This window comes from Nostoc parmelioides FACHB-3921 (genome assembly GCF_014696625.1).
GTDB classification, from domain to species: Bacteria; Cyanobacteriota; Cyanobacteriia; order Cyanobacteriales; family Nostocaceae; genus Trichormus; species Trichormus parmelioides.
The window spans coordinates 95545-109931 of record NZ_JACJQL010000017.1 but is presented as its reverse complement, the minus strand read 5'-3'; the positions used below and the strand labels follow the sequence as shown (position 1 = coordinate 109931).

Below are 14387 nucleotides of genomic sequence, written 5' to 3'. Positions count from 1 at the left end.
CACAAATATGAATTCTCCACAATTAGAATTAACTATCGGCTGGCTATATCCTACATTAATGAGTACCTATGGCGATCGCGGTAATGTGATTACTATCGAACGTCGCGCCCAATGGCGGGGATATACGGTGAAAGTATTACCTTTAGACCAAAACGCCACAGCAGAAGATATTAAGTCTGTAGATGTGATAGTTGGTGGTGGCGCACAAGACAGACAGCAAGAAATCGTCATGCGCGATTTGCAAGGCGCGAAAGCTGACGCGATGCGTGAGAAAATCGACAATGGCACACCAGGAGTTTTTACTTGTGGTTCACCCCAATTATTGGGACACTATTACGAACCAGGCTTAGGACAACGTATTGAAGGTTTAGGAATACTTGATTTAGTTTCTATTCATCCCGGTGAAAATACTAAGCGTTGTATCGGTAATTTAGTCATAGAAGTTACAGCTAGTCGTCTAGCAAAAGATTTAGAGGAAATGACGGGAAGCAAAGCCTACTTAGTAGGTTTTGAAAATCACGGCGGACGCACTAAGTTAGGTAAGGTGGAAGCTTTAGGAAAAGTCGTTTATGGCTTAGGCAATAATGGTGAAGATGGTACAGAAGGAGCATTTTATCAAAATGCCATAGCAACCTATTCCCACGGGCCATTATTACCTAAAAACCCCTTTGTGGCTGATTGGTTGATTCAAACAGCATTGCGGTTAAAGTATCAACAACCAATTACTTTACAACCTTTAGATGATACTTTAGCTATGCAGGCACGGGAAGCAATGTTTAAAAAGTTGCAAGTTAACCCACCAAAACCATCTGCGGTAGCTAAAGTCTAATAATGTATTTTAGTGTTTTTTGGAAGTCTCCACTTCTTTTAAAATATTTCTAAACCAATACTCTAGGCGATCGCCCATTGCTTGTTGAGAATATTCTACCTCCGCCTGTTGGCGGCAAGCACGGCGATCAATTTTATCTAAGTTTCTTATCGCATTCACTAACCCATCAACACTATCTGGCTCTACTAAGAAACCCGTCTCACCATCTTTGACAATTTCCGTGAGTCCTCCACGACGATAAGCTATCACTGGTACACCGCACGCTAAAGCCTCAATCGCCACATTACCAAAGGCTTCTACCCAACGAGGCGTGACTAATAACGCCCTACATTGGCCTAATTCTTGTTGCAGTTCCTCTGTAGGCAAAAATCCTCTATATATGATGGGAGCGTCTGCGTATTTTTGACAAATATCCTGCCAGTATTCTTCATTTTGCTTGAATCCGAAAATTTTCAGGGGAATACCCGTAATTTTGGCTGCTGCGACCGCATCCTCTAGCGCTTTTTCTGGGGCGATTCTTCCTACCCAAGCTAAAAAATCACTCGGTTGGGCGCAAAATTGATAAATAGATAAATCCATCCCATTGGCTAGACAACGACATTTATCTGCAAAGGTGAATGTCTGTGCTTGAGAGAGGGTATGTACACCAATAGTTTCGGGAAAATTAGTTGCAACTTGCTCAATGATGGAATCCATTGCATCAGTCAAAGAACCCATACTGATTAAATGAGCGATGGGACAGCTAAAAAATGGAGTTAAATATAAAGGCAGCCAATCATAGGCAAAGTTGACAATCAAATCATAATCAGATTGCACTTGGTGAGCATAGTCCCACATATTCGCCAAGACAGAATTTTTTGGTAGGATAATCGGCTCATCACGAGTCTGGGTTTGCGCTGGTGTTTGCACTTGACCAGCAATTTCTAAAACAGGTACATTTTTCACTATTGACCCTTGAGGAGCAACGATTTTGACACTATGACCGCGCCGAATCATTTCGTGGGCAATATTGCTGAGAGTGAGTTCTACCCCACCACCAATACCTGAACCAATCGCACCCACAGGAGTAGATAACATGAGCAACTTTAGTAAGTCGCTTGGAGATGAAGTCATTTGATTGTAATTAATCGAATTTTTACTGATGTTATTAATAAATTAATTAGATATATCATTACCCATAAATTTTATCTCCATTTACGATAGCATCGAGCAGTAATATTATAAGGCTGAAACAATTCTAAGTATTTGGTTTGCAGAATTTTAAAAAATTGCTCTACTACTTGAGGGTCATCTACATGAAAGGGATACTCTTGATTAAACCCCTTAAAAAAACACCAGTTGAGTATAATCTTTCCTTCGTTGCTTAGAAGTTCGTGGAACTTGATTAATTGCAAACTGGGGTCTGGTAAATGTTCTAAAACATCAAAAGATATGATGGTGTCAAAATTTACTTGTGGCGGTATTTCAAGACAGAAAGTTATTTTTTCATTTAAACCCAATTTTTCGGCTCTATACTTTACAAAATCACGATTAATAGGATTAATATCGCAATAAATTACTTGCTCAACTTGAGGACAAAGAGCAGCACCAATGGCGTGAGTGCCAATACCCCCACCAAAATCTAGCACTCGACCCTGACTATAATCCGCAACCAAACGCAGGGTATCGCCTATATAATCTTGGCTAGTTAAATGCCATGCTCCCAATTCAAATAAATAAGATTCTCGTACTTTGTCACGATAAAAAGCAGTAGCTTTTTCCCAGTCAAAATCTTTGTAGCCCAATTCAGCCATTTGCTGCTGACTAGACTGTAACTTTGTTTCTAGTGTTTCTGCATCTATATTTAAAAACTCCTGTATATGCTGCTTTAAGTTAAATGAATTTTGCCAGTAACCATTTAAAAATGATGGCTTAGGTAGTGTTTGCATAACCTCTGTAATATAATAAATACAACTTACGTATGATACCTTATAAAGGTAAAATTATTTTATGTTTCTTATTTAATTTTTGAAATATATATACTGTCAGCAGTATCGACCCTATAGACTTGGAATTTTTACTTAATAATTGAGAATTAAGTTTACAAAAATCAAATATTATTCCTATATGTAGCGTTTACTAGTTTGCTGAGGTACAAACTTATCTATTTCCATCTGTGTAGCCTGCGGGAAGCAAGCTACATCTGCGGTTAATTATTCTTGCTTGTAACTTACTAGAATGAGAACCGCTATACTATATCAATAATTGAGTAAAATCTCTAAAACAACATGAATTACTCTAATCAATTGTCATGATAAATATTATTTCTGCATCCAGAATAATTAAATATTTTAAATTGGCTACACGCTATTTATTAATAGCATTTATTCTGATCATGTGCCTGATATTATCAGCTTGCCAATCGACAATACAGACACAATCAAGTGTTATCAATCTGACTCTTTGGCATGGTATTAATCCCCCCATTAATCGAGATGTATTTCAACAACTAGTAGACAAATTTAATCAAACTCATCCAGATATCCATATAGAATCTCTCTATGCGGGTCAGCTTGAACAACAAATACCGAAAGTTTTAACAGCAGTTGTGGGTAATGTACCACCAGATATTTTGTTTTTCAACCCACAAATCACTGGTCAATTGGTAGACTTGGCAGCTATTCGACCTTTGGAAGAATGGCTAGATAAATCACCACTCAAGGCAGAAATTATTCCTAATTGCTTTGGCGAGATGCAGTTAGAGGGTCATATTTGGTCAGTCCCTCTTTTTGCTGGGAATGTCGGGATTTTTTATAGACCGGATTTATTTAAGGCGGCGGGAATCACCGAATTACCCAAAACTTGGGAAGAACTCAGACAAGTTGCCAAAAAACTCACTATAGACCGCAATGGCGATCGCATTCCTGATCAGTATGGTATGCTCATGCCCTTGGGTAAAGGAGAATGGACGGTTTTTACATGGTTTCCCTTTTTATTAAGTAGTGATGGGACAATAATCAACGATAATCATCCTCATTTAGTTAATTCAGGGGCGATCGCTGCTTTACAATTTTGGCAAAATCTCATTCAAGACGGTTCAGCCAAATTATCTGCACCAGAACGGGGATACGAAGAAGATGATTTTGTGGCGGGTCGTGTGGCGATGCAGCTAACAGGGCCTTGGACATCCATTATGAAAAGTCAAGTTGATTTTGATGTCCTACCAATTCCTGTTAACCTTCATCCAGCCAGTGTCCTCGCCAGTGGCAATATGTTTGTGATGAAAACCACACCACAAAAAGAACAAGCAGCCTGGAAGTTTTTAGAATATATTCTCAGTGAGCAATTTCAAACGGAGTGGAGTATTGGTTCAGGTTTTTTGCCAGTAAATTTAAAATCCATTCAAAGCCCAGCTTATCAAGAAGCTATTCGGCAAAAACCGGCGCTGAGAGTTTTTCTGGAACAAATGGCTGTATCTGGTTCCCGTCCAATTATTGCTGGGTATAGTCGTCTATCAGAAAATTTGGGTAGAGCTATTGAGGCGACAATGTTAGGTGCATCCCCAGAAAGCGCATTGAAAAAAGCCCAAGCACATCTCGACCTTTTTTGAAAAGTTTAGGAATTGTTGATTTGGTGATTAGTAATAGTAAATATTAATTACTGATGACCCATTACCAACTCCTACAGAAATGAGTAGTGACAACATCATAAAACAAACTGGTATAAATCTTTCCTATGGGCTATTCTGAATTTTGACTTTTGCAAAAATTGCTGATGAAATCGACCATCTTACCTGAACCCCTCAAACCCGGAGATTTGCTGCGAGTTATTGCGCCTAGCGGTGCTTTAAGAGAATTTGCGGCTTTGAAGCAGAGTGTAGAAATTTGGCGATCGCGCGGTTATCGTATAGAAATTAGTTCAGATATTGATCATCATTGGGGATATCTGGCTAATAAAGATGAAGTACGTCGCCATCAGCTAGCTTCTGCTTGGGAAGACCCTAATTGTCGCGGTATTCTCTGCGCCAGAGGTGGTTTTGGTAGCACACGCATCTTAGAAGATTGGCATTGGCAAATCGACTCAGACCCAAAATGGTTGATAGGCTTTTCTGATATTACAGCTTTGCTGTGGAGTCTTTATAACGCAGGTATATCAGGTGTTCACGGCCCTGTACTCACAACCTTGCTAGATGAGCCGGACTGGTCAACTGAGCGCCTATTTAATTTGGTAGAAGGACGAACTATTGCACCCCTTAAAGGCTGTGGTTGGGGCGGTGGTGTGACTACTGGCATTTTGCTTCCTGGTAATCTTACGGTGGCTACCCATCTTTTGAGTACACCGATTCAACCTAACTTTGATGGCGTAATTTTAGCCTTGGAAGATGTCACAGAAGCACCGTACCGTATCGATAGAATGCTGACACAGTGGCGTTTAAGTGGTGTTTTGGCAAAAGTCAAAGGTATTGCTTTAGGAAGCTTTACTCGATGCGAAGCAGCCCCAAATATACCTAGTTTTAACACAGAAGAAGTTCTGCGCGATCGCCTGGCTGATTTGGGTATTCCCATTGTCTCCGACTTACCATTTGGTCATGGTGAACAAAATGCCAGCCTACCTGTAGGTGTACCTGTCACCTTAGATGCCAATCATGGAGTCTTGGATATAGTAACCTTTTAACTCTATTTATTTAAACTATCATTTAACCGAGTACCAGTATAATTGGGAACCCAGCCATCTGCTGCTGTGAAATAACGCACTGCTTTAAAACTTAAAGATGCGGTCAGGCTACACCAGTGTTCTACCCCAGAGGGAATGTGAAGATAATCTTGGGACTGGACTAAAAGCTGTACTTGGCTACCATCGGGTTTGACAAAACCAAAAATCATCTCACCTGCCAAAACGTATAATGCTTCGGGCGCAGTATGAGTATGATACTGGGCGTAGGTAGCTATTAAAGTCTGGAGAGTAGGCGAACCTGGATGGACATTCAGCAAATCACACCAAAGATAGCCATTTTCTTGCTGAATAAACTCAAATACACTGTTGTGTAAATCGACAATGTGACACTTCTCCTTATCTGTCAAAGCATCCTGTGTTAAAAGGTGAGGAAAGAGTATAGATGTACCAGGGTCGTAATGCTTTAAATAAATTCCCAGTGGGGCAAGTTCACGAGCTATTTCATCTAAATTGCTCTCAATTGTGCCGTCTTCCAATAACAAGGTCGCCATGACAGAATAACTAATTAAGTGTTAAGAAGAGTATACTTAACTTTAACTCATCTTAAAGCAATAAGCCACTATTCCCGATAGACATAGTGGAGTTACCCAATCCCCATTTCTCAAAAAATTTGTCAGCAGAATGATGTTCAATAATACTACTAGGTCTAATCTAGTACAAGCGAACTATAAAAATTAGAAAATGTCCGACTTAGTTTTATTTTGGCATCGCCGCGATTTACGTATTGCTGACAATATAGGACTGGCTACCGCTAGACAACGAAGCAATAAAGTAGTGGGGGTATTTTGTCTAGACCCGAATATTTTAGAAAGGGATGATGTTGCCCCTGCTAGAGTTACTTACATGATTGGTAGTTTACAGGAGTTGCAACAGCGATATGTGCAAGCAGGAAGCCAATTATTAATCCTGCATGGCGACCCAGTGCAAGCTATCCCTCACTTAGCAGAGGCATTGAACGCCAAAGCTGTGTTTTGGAATTGGGATGTGGAACCATATTCACAAACACGCGATCGCGCCATTATTGCTACCCTTAAAGATAAAGGTATCCAATGTCTTACCCACAACTGGGATCAAATACTCCATTCCCCAGACGAAATTCGTTCAGGTAGCAACACACCTTACACTGTTTACACCCCCTTTTGGAAAAATTGGGGTAGCAAACCTAAAGCTAAACCAGTAGAAACCCTGCACAATGTCGAAGGACTAACAGAATCTGAACAGGAACTTGCTCAAAAAGCGGGGGTAAAAGCCTTACCCACGGCGAAAGATTTAGGATTTTTCTGGGATGCAGACTTGGTAATTGCCCCAGGGGAAGCAGCAGCCCAAGCCAAGTTAGCAGAATTTACAGCCAAAGCCATCACCGAATATCAAGAACAGCGTAATTTTCCTGCGGTTAACGGCACATCACAGCTAAGTGCAGCTTTAAAATTTGGTGTAATTGGCATTCGCACTGTTTGGCAAGCAACTTTAGAAGCGTTGGAAAATAGCCGCAGTGAAGAAACTACCGCAGCTATCCGCACATGGCAACAAGAACTAGCCTGGCGGGAATTTTATCAACACGCTATGTATAACTTCCCAGAATTAGCTGATGGTGCTTACCGCGAAACCTTCAAGAATTTTCCTTGGGAAACCAACGAAGAACATTTTCAGGCTTGGTGTGAGGGAAAGACCGGTTATCCCATCGTTGATGCAGCCATGCGCCAAATGAACGAAAGCGGCTGGATGCACAACCGTTGTCGAATGATTGTCGCCAGTTTCCTGACCAAAGACCTATTAATTAATCCCCAATTGGGAGAAAAATACTTTATGCAGAAGCTGATTGATGGTGATTTATCTGCCAACAACGGCGGCTGGCAATGGAGTGCTTCTAGCGGCATGGATCCCAAGCCACTACGGATTTTTAACCCCGCCAGCCAATCACAAAAATTTGACCCAGATGCAGAATATATTCGTCAGTGGGTACCTGAATTGAGGTCAATGGATACGGAGTATTTAGTAACGGGTAAGATTACGCCTCTTGAGCGTCATGCTGTGGGTTATGTTAAACCAATCGTGGATCATCAAAAACAGCAGCAACTCTTTAAGCAACGTTATCAACAACAAAAAGCCACCAGTATTTAAACCAATTCGCAATAGCCTGCGGAGAACTCCTTGTGGGATAAGCTCTCTAGCCCTTCCAGTGCAGGCAAGATGCCTACACCACAAAAACTTTTTTATGCACTATTTAAGGGTTGCCATACCACTACAGATACTGAGGGCTTGCTGAAAAAAGAAACACAAGAAGACAATTTCTAGATTTTCAGAGCAAATAAATTTCAGCAAAGGGGCTATTAGCCCCTTTTTTTTTACCTGTTCTTAATCTGACTCATTGATGAGCATAATAGTTATTAATACTACTAATTAGTAAAATAAGTAAGTACATTTACGTGAATCACTGAAAACCCATAGTCTACAGTATTTGATCGATACTTGTGGAAAAAAAACAACCTAACTGAAGAATTAATATGGTATTTTGCTGAATTTTATATATTAAACTAAAATTATCAATTACTGCTAAAAATCAAAATTTCATTGCTAAAGCGCTGAATTGGCATTATCTAGTTTTATTTTCTAAAATGTATCTGATTGTTTCTGAATACAAGTGATTTCAGTATTTAACGAAGGTTTTTCATCATTACCCGAAAGCCGTAGATAAAATGACAGTACATTTACTGACAAAATATCAGCAATTTCATTTGCAGCCTCTAAAACGGATTTTAGTTGTCGAAGATAATGATATCAATAGGATGTTGTTAAGCGATTATCTGAGTTATAGCGGATATCATGTCCAAAGTTTATCTGATGGTTCCAATTTTTTCAAAACAATAGAGAAATTTCAGCCTGAATTGATTTTGTTAGACTTGAAATTACCAGATGTTGATGGATACTATTTACTTGAACAAATCCAGCAACAGCAGGACTTTGCCAGGATACCAGTTATTATTGTTTCAGGTTTTGCTTTTAAAGTTGATCAAGAAAAAGCTATCAAATTGGGCGCTCGTGGTTACTTTGTTAAACCTATAAATCTGAATGCTTTACTTATAAAAATTTCTGAAGAATTAGTTGTTAACTGCATATAGCTTTTATAGATTTATTTCGCTTTTTGTTTATTAATAAAATCTTCCATATTTTCATTTAAATTTTGTACAGAACTACCAATTATGTAAATTTTGCGTTGCACCTGTTCTAATAGCAAAACAGCAGATTGAAGTTCGTTCAGTGCTTCAGCCATAGCATTTTTGTAGTAAGTTTCAAAGTCATTAACATTCATGTAATTGGAACTCCAACAACTCTGTAAATATTTACATTTACAATCATATTCATAATCGAAAAAGATGTGAATCCGTTAATCTGCTTAATTTAAAAATACAAACTCTTAATAAAACCCATGAATATAAAAAGTGAGAATGAACTAAAAACTGGAATAATATCGGTGTCCGATATATTCTTTACTTTGTTAAATAATAGGTTACAGAATTAGACAATCATGAACAAAATAACGTTTTTTATATCGGTTGGATCTTTACTGAAACTGAATAAAAACTAGATTTACATTAGCTGTAAATGCCTTGAGGCAAGACTTACATGGTTGGAATGCTAAATAAAACAGTTTTCTGTAATTTAGTTTATGCAGTCTATGAAAAATACTGAATTGATAAATTTATATATTATGTGACAGTTGAATTAAACTATTTATTTTGCTTATAAAATAAAAAAATTGACGTAAAAGAATATGACATGAGATATAAAATCCAAAAATAATACATCTATAAAGCTTGGTATAAATATAAACTAACAATATAGTAAAGTCTGACTTTATATTTGCTTGATAAAAACCTGTATACTCAGCACAAAGCAGTAATTGTTCTTAAAATAGATATAGGTAAATTTGTAAGATTACCTGCTGGAGATTGTGACAACATCTGCTCAGATACTACCACTGGTGAAAGATCCAGAGCGTTTAGAAGCCCGTCTGTCCGAAATTCCACCGGAACCAGGGGTTTATTTCATGCGGGATGGAAGCGATCGCATAATATATATAGGGAAATCACGGAAATTGCGATCGCGGGTTCGTTCCTACTTCCGCGAAGGGTACAACAAAACTGAACGCATAGCCACGATGGCCAAGTTGGTGACAGAAATTGAGTTTATTGTCACCGATACCGAGGCTGAAGCCTTGGCGTTAGAAGCCAACTTAATCAAGCAGCATCAGCCATACTTTAATGTGCTGCTCAAGGATGATAAAAAGTATCCCTATGTCTGTATTACATGGTCAGAAGACTATCCGCGCATTTTCATTACCCGTAAACGACAACTAGGTAAAGAAAAAGACAAATATTACGGGCCTTATACGGATTCAGGTTTGTTAAGGGAAATATTACGTATATCTAAGCGGATATTTGCCCTCAGACAACGTCCACAGCCATTATTTAAAGACCGTCCTTGCTTAAATTATGATTTAGGTCGGTGTCCTGGTGTGTGTCAACAGCTGATTTCCCCAGAAGAATACCGTAAAACTGTGCAGAAAGTGGCAATGGTGTTTCAAGGACGGACTCAGGAATTGATTGATATCTTGAGTGAACAGATGGAGAAAGCGGCGGAGGCGTTGAATTTTGAAGTAGCAGCACGGATTCGTGATCAAATTGCTGGGTTAAAGTCTCTGACGGCGGAACAGAAAGTGTCCTTACCAGATGATACGGTGTCACGGGATGCCATTGCTCTGGCAGGTGACGCACAACACGCCTGCATCCAATTATTTCAGATTCGCGCCGGACAATTGGTGGGACGTTTGGCTTTCGTTGCTGAATCCCATGCTGAACCAGGAGCAATTTTACAACGGGTATTAGAAGAACACTACCAAACGGCGGAACCTGTAGAAATTCCCGCAGAAATTTTAGTCCAGCATGAGTTACCAGACGCTGAGATATTAGCCGATGTCTTAAGCCAGCGTAAGGGAAGAAAAGTGACAATCTTCACGCCCCAGCGCCAAGTTAAGGCAGAATTAATTGAGATGGTAGAGCGTAACGCCCAGTATGAATTGCAAAGAATGCAGAAATTAGGCGATCGCAATCACCAAGCAACCCAAGATTTAGCTACTATTCTCGATTTACCCGACTTACCCCACCGCATCGAAGGTTACGACATTTCTCACATTCAAGGATCGAATGCGGTAGCGTCCCAAGTCGTGTTCATCGACGGATTACCAGCCAAGCAAAATTATCGCCACTACAAAATTAAAAATCCCACAGTCACCATCGGACATTCAGACGATTTTGCCAGTTTAGCGGAAGTTATTCAAAGACGCTTTCGCAAGTATGCAGAAGATCCGCAATTATCACGGGTGGGAAACCCTGACTGGCCTGATTTGATTATGATTGACGGCGGTAAAGGCCAGTTATCATCGGTAGTTGCTGTTTTGCAAGAGATGAACTTATTAGAAGACTTGCGGGTGATTAGTTTAGCAAAGCGACGCGAAGAGATTTTCTTACCAGGGGAATCCCAACCCTTAAAAACTGATGCTGAACAACCAGGGGTGCAGTTGTTGCGACGACTGCGGGATGAAGCCCACCGCTTTGCTGTGAGCTTCCATCGCCAGCAACGCAGTGATAAACTGAAGCGATCGCGTCTAGATGAAATTCCTGGTTTGGGACACCACCGCCAAAAACAGATGCTAGCTCATTTTCGCTCCGTTGACTACATTCGCCAAGCCACACCCTCACAAATAGCGGAAGTTCCAGGGATAGGCCCACATCTAGCTCAAGCCATTTACGACTATTTCCATCCCACTCACGTTTAGTTCCCAAAATCTATCAAGAAAAAGTTATGGGTGGTGGATAAGCAAAACACTATCGCCCATCACTTATCTTTAATCTCTAGTATGGTCAATTTTGCTTCAACTATCTCCTGAGTGTATTGCTAGTTAAACATTAAGGGAAGCTTAAGAAAAATATTTTGTTACTAAAGATACAGTATTTTCTAGCTTTTGAATTTTGAATACAAGGATACCTTTTTTGTGTATTTTTTATAGATATTCATGATGGAACTCAAAGCATTAATATTGGGGATCAGTCAATATCCATGAAAAATTGTCTCAGTACACTAACTCAATATATCCCAAGTAAGATGGTGGAATTACGAAAATACTAGGATAATGGTTTAAGTCGATAAAACTGTTCAAATGTAAAATTTTAGTTAAATATACAACCATATTTATCTTTGGTTGTTAGGTTAGACAAGCCAAAAAATATTTTGGTTTCATTTAGAAAATAGCATCAAAATAGTTAAAACCAGGGATTTTTCAATGCAAATAATACAAAAAATTTACTGCCCCAATTGTGGTAGTAATGCTGAACGTTATTATATTACAGAGAGTGAGCTAACAAGAACACAATGTGCAAGTTGTGATTACTTGATGATCAGCTGCACCCGCACGGGCAAAGTGATTGAAGCTTATGCACCAGGTATTCATGTACATCGTTAAAGATTAAACTTTGTGGTCAGTTGAGAATAACAATAGACATTTGTTATCTCTTCACTAAAAATTAGGTTTTGCAAATAGAAAAAAGCCTCATGTCTATAATCTGTATCTCAAGGCTGAGTGAAAAAATAGATTGCTAACTTAATTTTACTTTTAGTAGTGCAGAGATTACAATCACTAACGAATATATGAATGTGGTTAAGTTAATTTATGTGGTGTGAAAGACTTAACCGCCCCATTTAAGAGGTTATTTATCAAGCAAAAAGAAAATTATTGGTAGCGACGTGAGGAGCGTCACCTGTTGGCACAGCTTCTCGCAGAGAAGGGAGGTTCCCTCCTTTTTAGCAACTGGCGTTGTCTTAGGTGCTGATTTCCCAGATGATTGGTCACTAAATAACTATCCTCGCGCCTAACTCATCGTCCCTGAGGCGGTGTGTTACAGCTAAATTTTCTTGTCTATCAATCCCAAATCCTTTCATATCTGAAACCAAAATACAGGCGTGCTTAGACTAGAATAGCGCCATAGATTTGGTTGCAGTTAAACGCAGATGCACGCAGAGAAACGCGGATATAAGTTTTGTTATTGCACTATTTTAGCCGTGCCTCGCCACTACAGATACTTACGTTTTTTGAATAATCAAATTAGATACCTATAGACATATTAAAACTTCGCACAAATGATTTAGGATTTCGATAATATTAAAGATACTAAATAGGCTTTTATTGACTAATTTTTTTATTTATAAAATACCGATTGTATTGTTAATTACAAATTAATAATTAATGGAAGTTTCTATTGCACATTTAGATATTTCACATATGCAATATAGTGAAATAGCTAGGAAAGATACATTATAAAATGCTTATCTTTGCTAGTGACAATATTTTTATAAATTTGTTGCAATTACTTTTGACAACTATTAAAAAAATCCTTAAGCTAATAGATAAGTCTCACCAAATAGCCGGACAACAGCAATTTTGTTAGGTAAATTAAAAATCGCTGTTGTAGCGTATCAATATGAACAAATCAATTCACCTCAATCATTGACTATAAATAATAGCCTCACCCAATTTGTTGATAACAGGGCTGATACTGGAGTGGCCGGAGTTCGCTTCGCAAATCTGATAAACAAATTCTGGTCATACGGCCTATTTTTATGTGAGTAATGTCAATCATTGAAGTTTAGCTGCGGTGCAGTAGATATGTCTAGGAGAGTGCAATGTTTGATTTTCTTACATCTTTGAACGACCACAATTTACCTTATCCAGATACGATACATCCCATCGTTGTTCACTTCGTAATTGCGATGGTATTGTTTGCTTTTACTTGTGATGTAATTGGTTATTTAACTGGTAAAACTCGCCTATTTGAAGTGAGTTGGTGGAATATGTTTGTGGCAACGATCGCCATTTTCGTGGCGATTATTTTTGGTCAGTTTGAAGCTGGTTTAGCAAAACCTTACGAAGTAGTTAAATCAGTCTTGAATCTACATACCTTACTTGGCTGGTCACTTTCAGGAATTATCGCCGCCCTAACAGCATGGCGCTACGTCATTCGTCTCCGCAACCCCCTAAAAATCCCCTTTCATTACTTGGTTGCAGGATTGGTATTAACCATGATAGTTGGCGTGCAGGTATATCTCGGTGATCAACTGGTGTGGATATATGGACTGCACACCGTACCAGTTGTTGAAGCGGTAAAGGAAGGACTTCTGCCATGAACTCGGAATTAATTGACCAATTAAACGTCCAACTAGGGGCAAATGGGCTACCTTACACAATCCCCATTCATCCAAACTTAGTGCATTTAACCTTGGGCTTGTTCATCATCGGCATTACCTTTGATATCGTTGGCGTACTCTTCCCTTGGGACAAATGGGTTTTCAAATTTTTGGCGATTACTGTAGAACGGGAAAACTTCTTTGATGTTGGCTGGTACAACATGGTTGGTTCCACCGTCATCACATTTTTCACGGTAGCTGCTGGCTTCTATGAAATGTTCCTCGCCGCACCATCAGCTGATATCAAAAGTACCTGGGGACTACAAGCCATGCAAACAATGCTTTGGCATGGAGTAGGTGGAGTATTTCTCTTAGGTCTCATTGCTGTGATGACCCTATGGCGGGCATGGCAACGCTATGTCTGGTCTGTGGGAGAAGTTACACAAGTGCAGTGGGGTTATTTAGTCGCAGGTGTAGCCATCATGTTTATCATGTACCTCCACGGCACACTAGGAGCGCAATTAGCTGCTGAATTTGGCGTACACAACACAGCAGATAGGTTATTGCGATTAGGCGAAGACCTCAACACTATCCTCAAGTAATTCTA

The 14387-nt window shown here is 39.3% G+C and carries 13 protein-coding genes; 9 read left to right on the top strand and 4 right to left on the bottom strand.

The window, feature by feature from the left end; translation table 11 throughout:
• Window positions 1–7 precede the first annotated feature (7 nt).
• On the top strand, window positions 8–829 hold the full coding sequence (locus tag H6G14_RS14020; protein WP_190567987.1) for a type 1 glutamine amidotransferase: 822 nt from the start codon (window positions 8–10) through the stop codon (window positions 827–829).
• A 9-nt stretch (window positions 830–838) separates the two neighbouring features.
• On the opposite strand, the gene H6G14_RS14015 is transcribed toward H6G14_RS14020, so the two are convergent.
• Together H6G14_RS14015 and H6G14_RS14010 are read right to left on the bottom strand one after the other, a co-directional pair.
• On the bottom strand, window positions 839–1942 hold the full coding sequence (locus H6G14_RS14015) for a glycosyltransferase family 4 protein (RefSeq protein ID WP_190567986.1): 1104 nt from the start codon (window positions 1940–1942) through the stop codon (window positions 839–841).
• 71 nt (window positions 1943–2013) lie between these two features.
• Complete coding sequence (locus H6G14_RS14010; protein WP_190567985.1) at window positions 2014–2757, bottom strand: class I SAM-dependent methyltransferase; 744 nt, start codon at window positions 2755–2757, stop codon at window positions 2014–2016.
• Window positions 2758–3119: 362 nt separating this feature from the next.
• On the opposite strand from H6G14_RS14010, the gene H6G14_RS14005 reads away from it, so the two are divergent.
• Together H6G14_RS14005 and H6G14_RS14000 are read left to right on the top strand one after the other, a co-directional pair.
• Window positions 3120–4418 carry an ABC transporter substrate-binding protein gene (locus H6G14_RS14005; protein ID WP_190567984.1) on the top strand — a complete coding sequence of 433 codons (1299 nt, stop codon included), beginning with the start codon at window positions 3120–3122 and terminating at the stop codon, window positions 4416–4418.
• A gap of 164 nt (window positions 4419–4582) precedes the next feature.
• Window positions 4583–5482 (top strand): S66 peptidase family protein, encoded by a 900-nt coding sequence (locus H6G14_RS14000; RefSeq protein ID WP_190567983.1) that lies wholly within the window; start codon window positions 4583–4585, stop codon window positions 5480–5482.
• A gap of 2 nt (window positions 5483–5484) precedes the next feature.
• On the opposite strand, the gene H6G14_RS13995 is transcribed toward H6G14_RS14000, so the two are convergent.
• A complete protein-coding gene (locus H6G14_RS13995; RefSeq protein WP_190567982.1) occupies window positions 5485–6033 on the bottom strand; it encodes a 1,2-dihydroxy-3-keto-5-methylthiopentene dioxygenase in 549 nt (182 codons plus the stop codon).
• A gap of 190 nt (window positions 6034–6223) precedes the next feature.
• Between H6G14_RS13995 and H6G14_RS13990 the strand changes: the two genes are divergently transcribed.
• On the top strand, window positions 6224–7663 hold the full coding sequence (locus H6G14_RS13990; RefSeq protein WP_190567981.1) for a deoxyribodipyrimidine photo-lyase, 8-HDF type: 1440 nt from the start codon (window positions 6224–6226) through the stop codon (window positions 7661–7663).
• 575 nt (window positions 7664–8238) lie between these two features.
• A complete protein-coding gene (locus H6G14_RS13985) occupies window positions 8239–8661 on the top strand; it encodes a response regulator (RefSeq protein WP_190567980.1) in 423 nt (140 codons plus the stop codon).
• An 11-nt stretch (window positions 8662–8672) separates the two neighbouring features.
• Here H6G14_RS13985 and H6G14_RS13980 read toward each other — a convergent pair whose 3' ends face one another.
• Window positions 8673–8852, bottom strand: coding sequence for a hypothetical protein (locus H6G14_RS13980; protein ID WP_190567979.1), 180 nt, complete (start codon window positions 8850–8852; stop codon window positions 8673–8675).
• Window positions 8853–9494: 642 nt separating this feature from the next.
• Here H6G14_RS13980 and uvrC point away from each other — a divergent pair.
• The 4 genes from uvrC to H6G14_RS13965 all read left to right on the top strand — a co-directional run bounded on the left by uvrC (window position 9495) and on the right by H6G14_RS13965 (window position 14382).
• A complete protein-coding gene (gene uvrC / locus H6G14_RS13975) occupies window positions 9495–11378 on the top strand; it encodes an excinuclease ABC subunit UvrC (RefSeq protein ID WP_190567978.1) in 1884 nt (627 codons plus the stop codon).
• Window positions 11379–11882: 504 nt separating this feature from the next.
• On the top strand, window positions 11883–12062 hold the full coding sequence (locus H6G14_RS33605) for a replication restart DNA helicase PriA (protein WP_242053425.1): 180 nt from the start codon (window positions 11883–11885) through the stop codon (window positions 12060–12062).
• A gap of 1217 nt (window positions 12063–13279) precedes the next feature.
• The gene (locus H6G14_RS13970) at window positions 13280–13780 is read left to right on the top strand and encodes a DUF2231 domain-containing protein (protein WP_190567977.1); all 501 of its coding nucleotides are present in this window, start codon (window positions 13280–13282) and stop codon (window positions 13778–13780) included.
• Window positions 13777–14382, top strand: coding sequence for a DUF2231 domain-containing protein (locus tag H6G14_RS13965; RefSeq protein WP_190567976.1), 606 nt, complete (start codon window positions 13777–13779; stop codon window positions 14380–14382). Before H6G14_RS13970 ends, H6G14_RS13965 begins: the two co-directional genes overlap by 4 nt.
• Window positions 14383–14387 lie beyond the last annotated feature (5 nt).

Coding starts and splice junctions, on each gene's coding strand:
- H6G14_RS14020 (WP_190567987.1), top strand. CDS start 8: ATGAATTCTCCACAATTAGAATTAACTATCGGCTGGCTATATCCTACA.
- H6G14_RS14015 (WP_190567986.1), bottom strand. CDS start 1,942: ATGACTTCATCTCCAAGCGACTTACTAAAGTTGCTCATGTTATCTACT.
- H6G14_RS14010 (WP_190567985.1), bottom strand. CDS start 2,757: ATGCAAACACTACCTAAGCCATCATTTTTAAATGGTTACTGGCAAAAT.
- H6G14_RS14005 (WP_190567984.1), top strand. CDS start 3,120: ATGATAAATATTATTTCTGCATCCAGAATAATTAAATATTTTAAATTG.
- H6G14_RS14000 (WP_190567983.1), top strand. CDS start 4,583: ATGAAATCGACCATCTTACCTGAACCCCTCAAACCCGGAGATTTGCTG.
- H6G14_RS13995 (WP_190567982.1), bottom strand. CDS start 6,033: ATGGCGACCTTGTTATTGGAAGACGGCACAATTGAGAGCAATTTAGAT.
- H6G14_RS13990 (WP_190567981.1), top strand. CDS start 6,224: ATGTCCGACTTAGTTTTATTTTGGCATCGCCGCGATTTACGTATTGCT.
- H6G14_RS13985 (WP_190567980.1), top strand. CDS start 8,239: ATGACAGTACATTTACTGACAAAATATCAGCAATTTCATTTGCAGCCT.
- H6G14_RS13980 (WP_190567979.1), bottom strand. CDS start 8,852: ATGAATGTTAATGACTTTGAAACTTACTACAAAAATGCTATGGCTGAA.
- H6G14_RS33605 (WP_242053425.1), top strand. CDS start 11,883: ATGCAAATAATACAAAAAATTTACTGCCCCAATTGTGGTAGTAATGCT.
- H6G14_RS13970 (WP_190567977.1), top strand. CDS start 13,280: ATGTTTGATTTTCTTACATCTTTGAACGACCACAATTTACCTTATCCA.
- H6G14_RS13965 (WP_190567976.1), top strand. CDS start 13,777: ATGAACTCGGAATTAATTGACCAATTAAACGTCCAACTAGGGGCAAAT.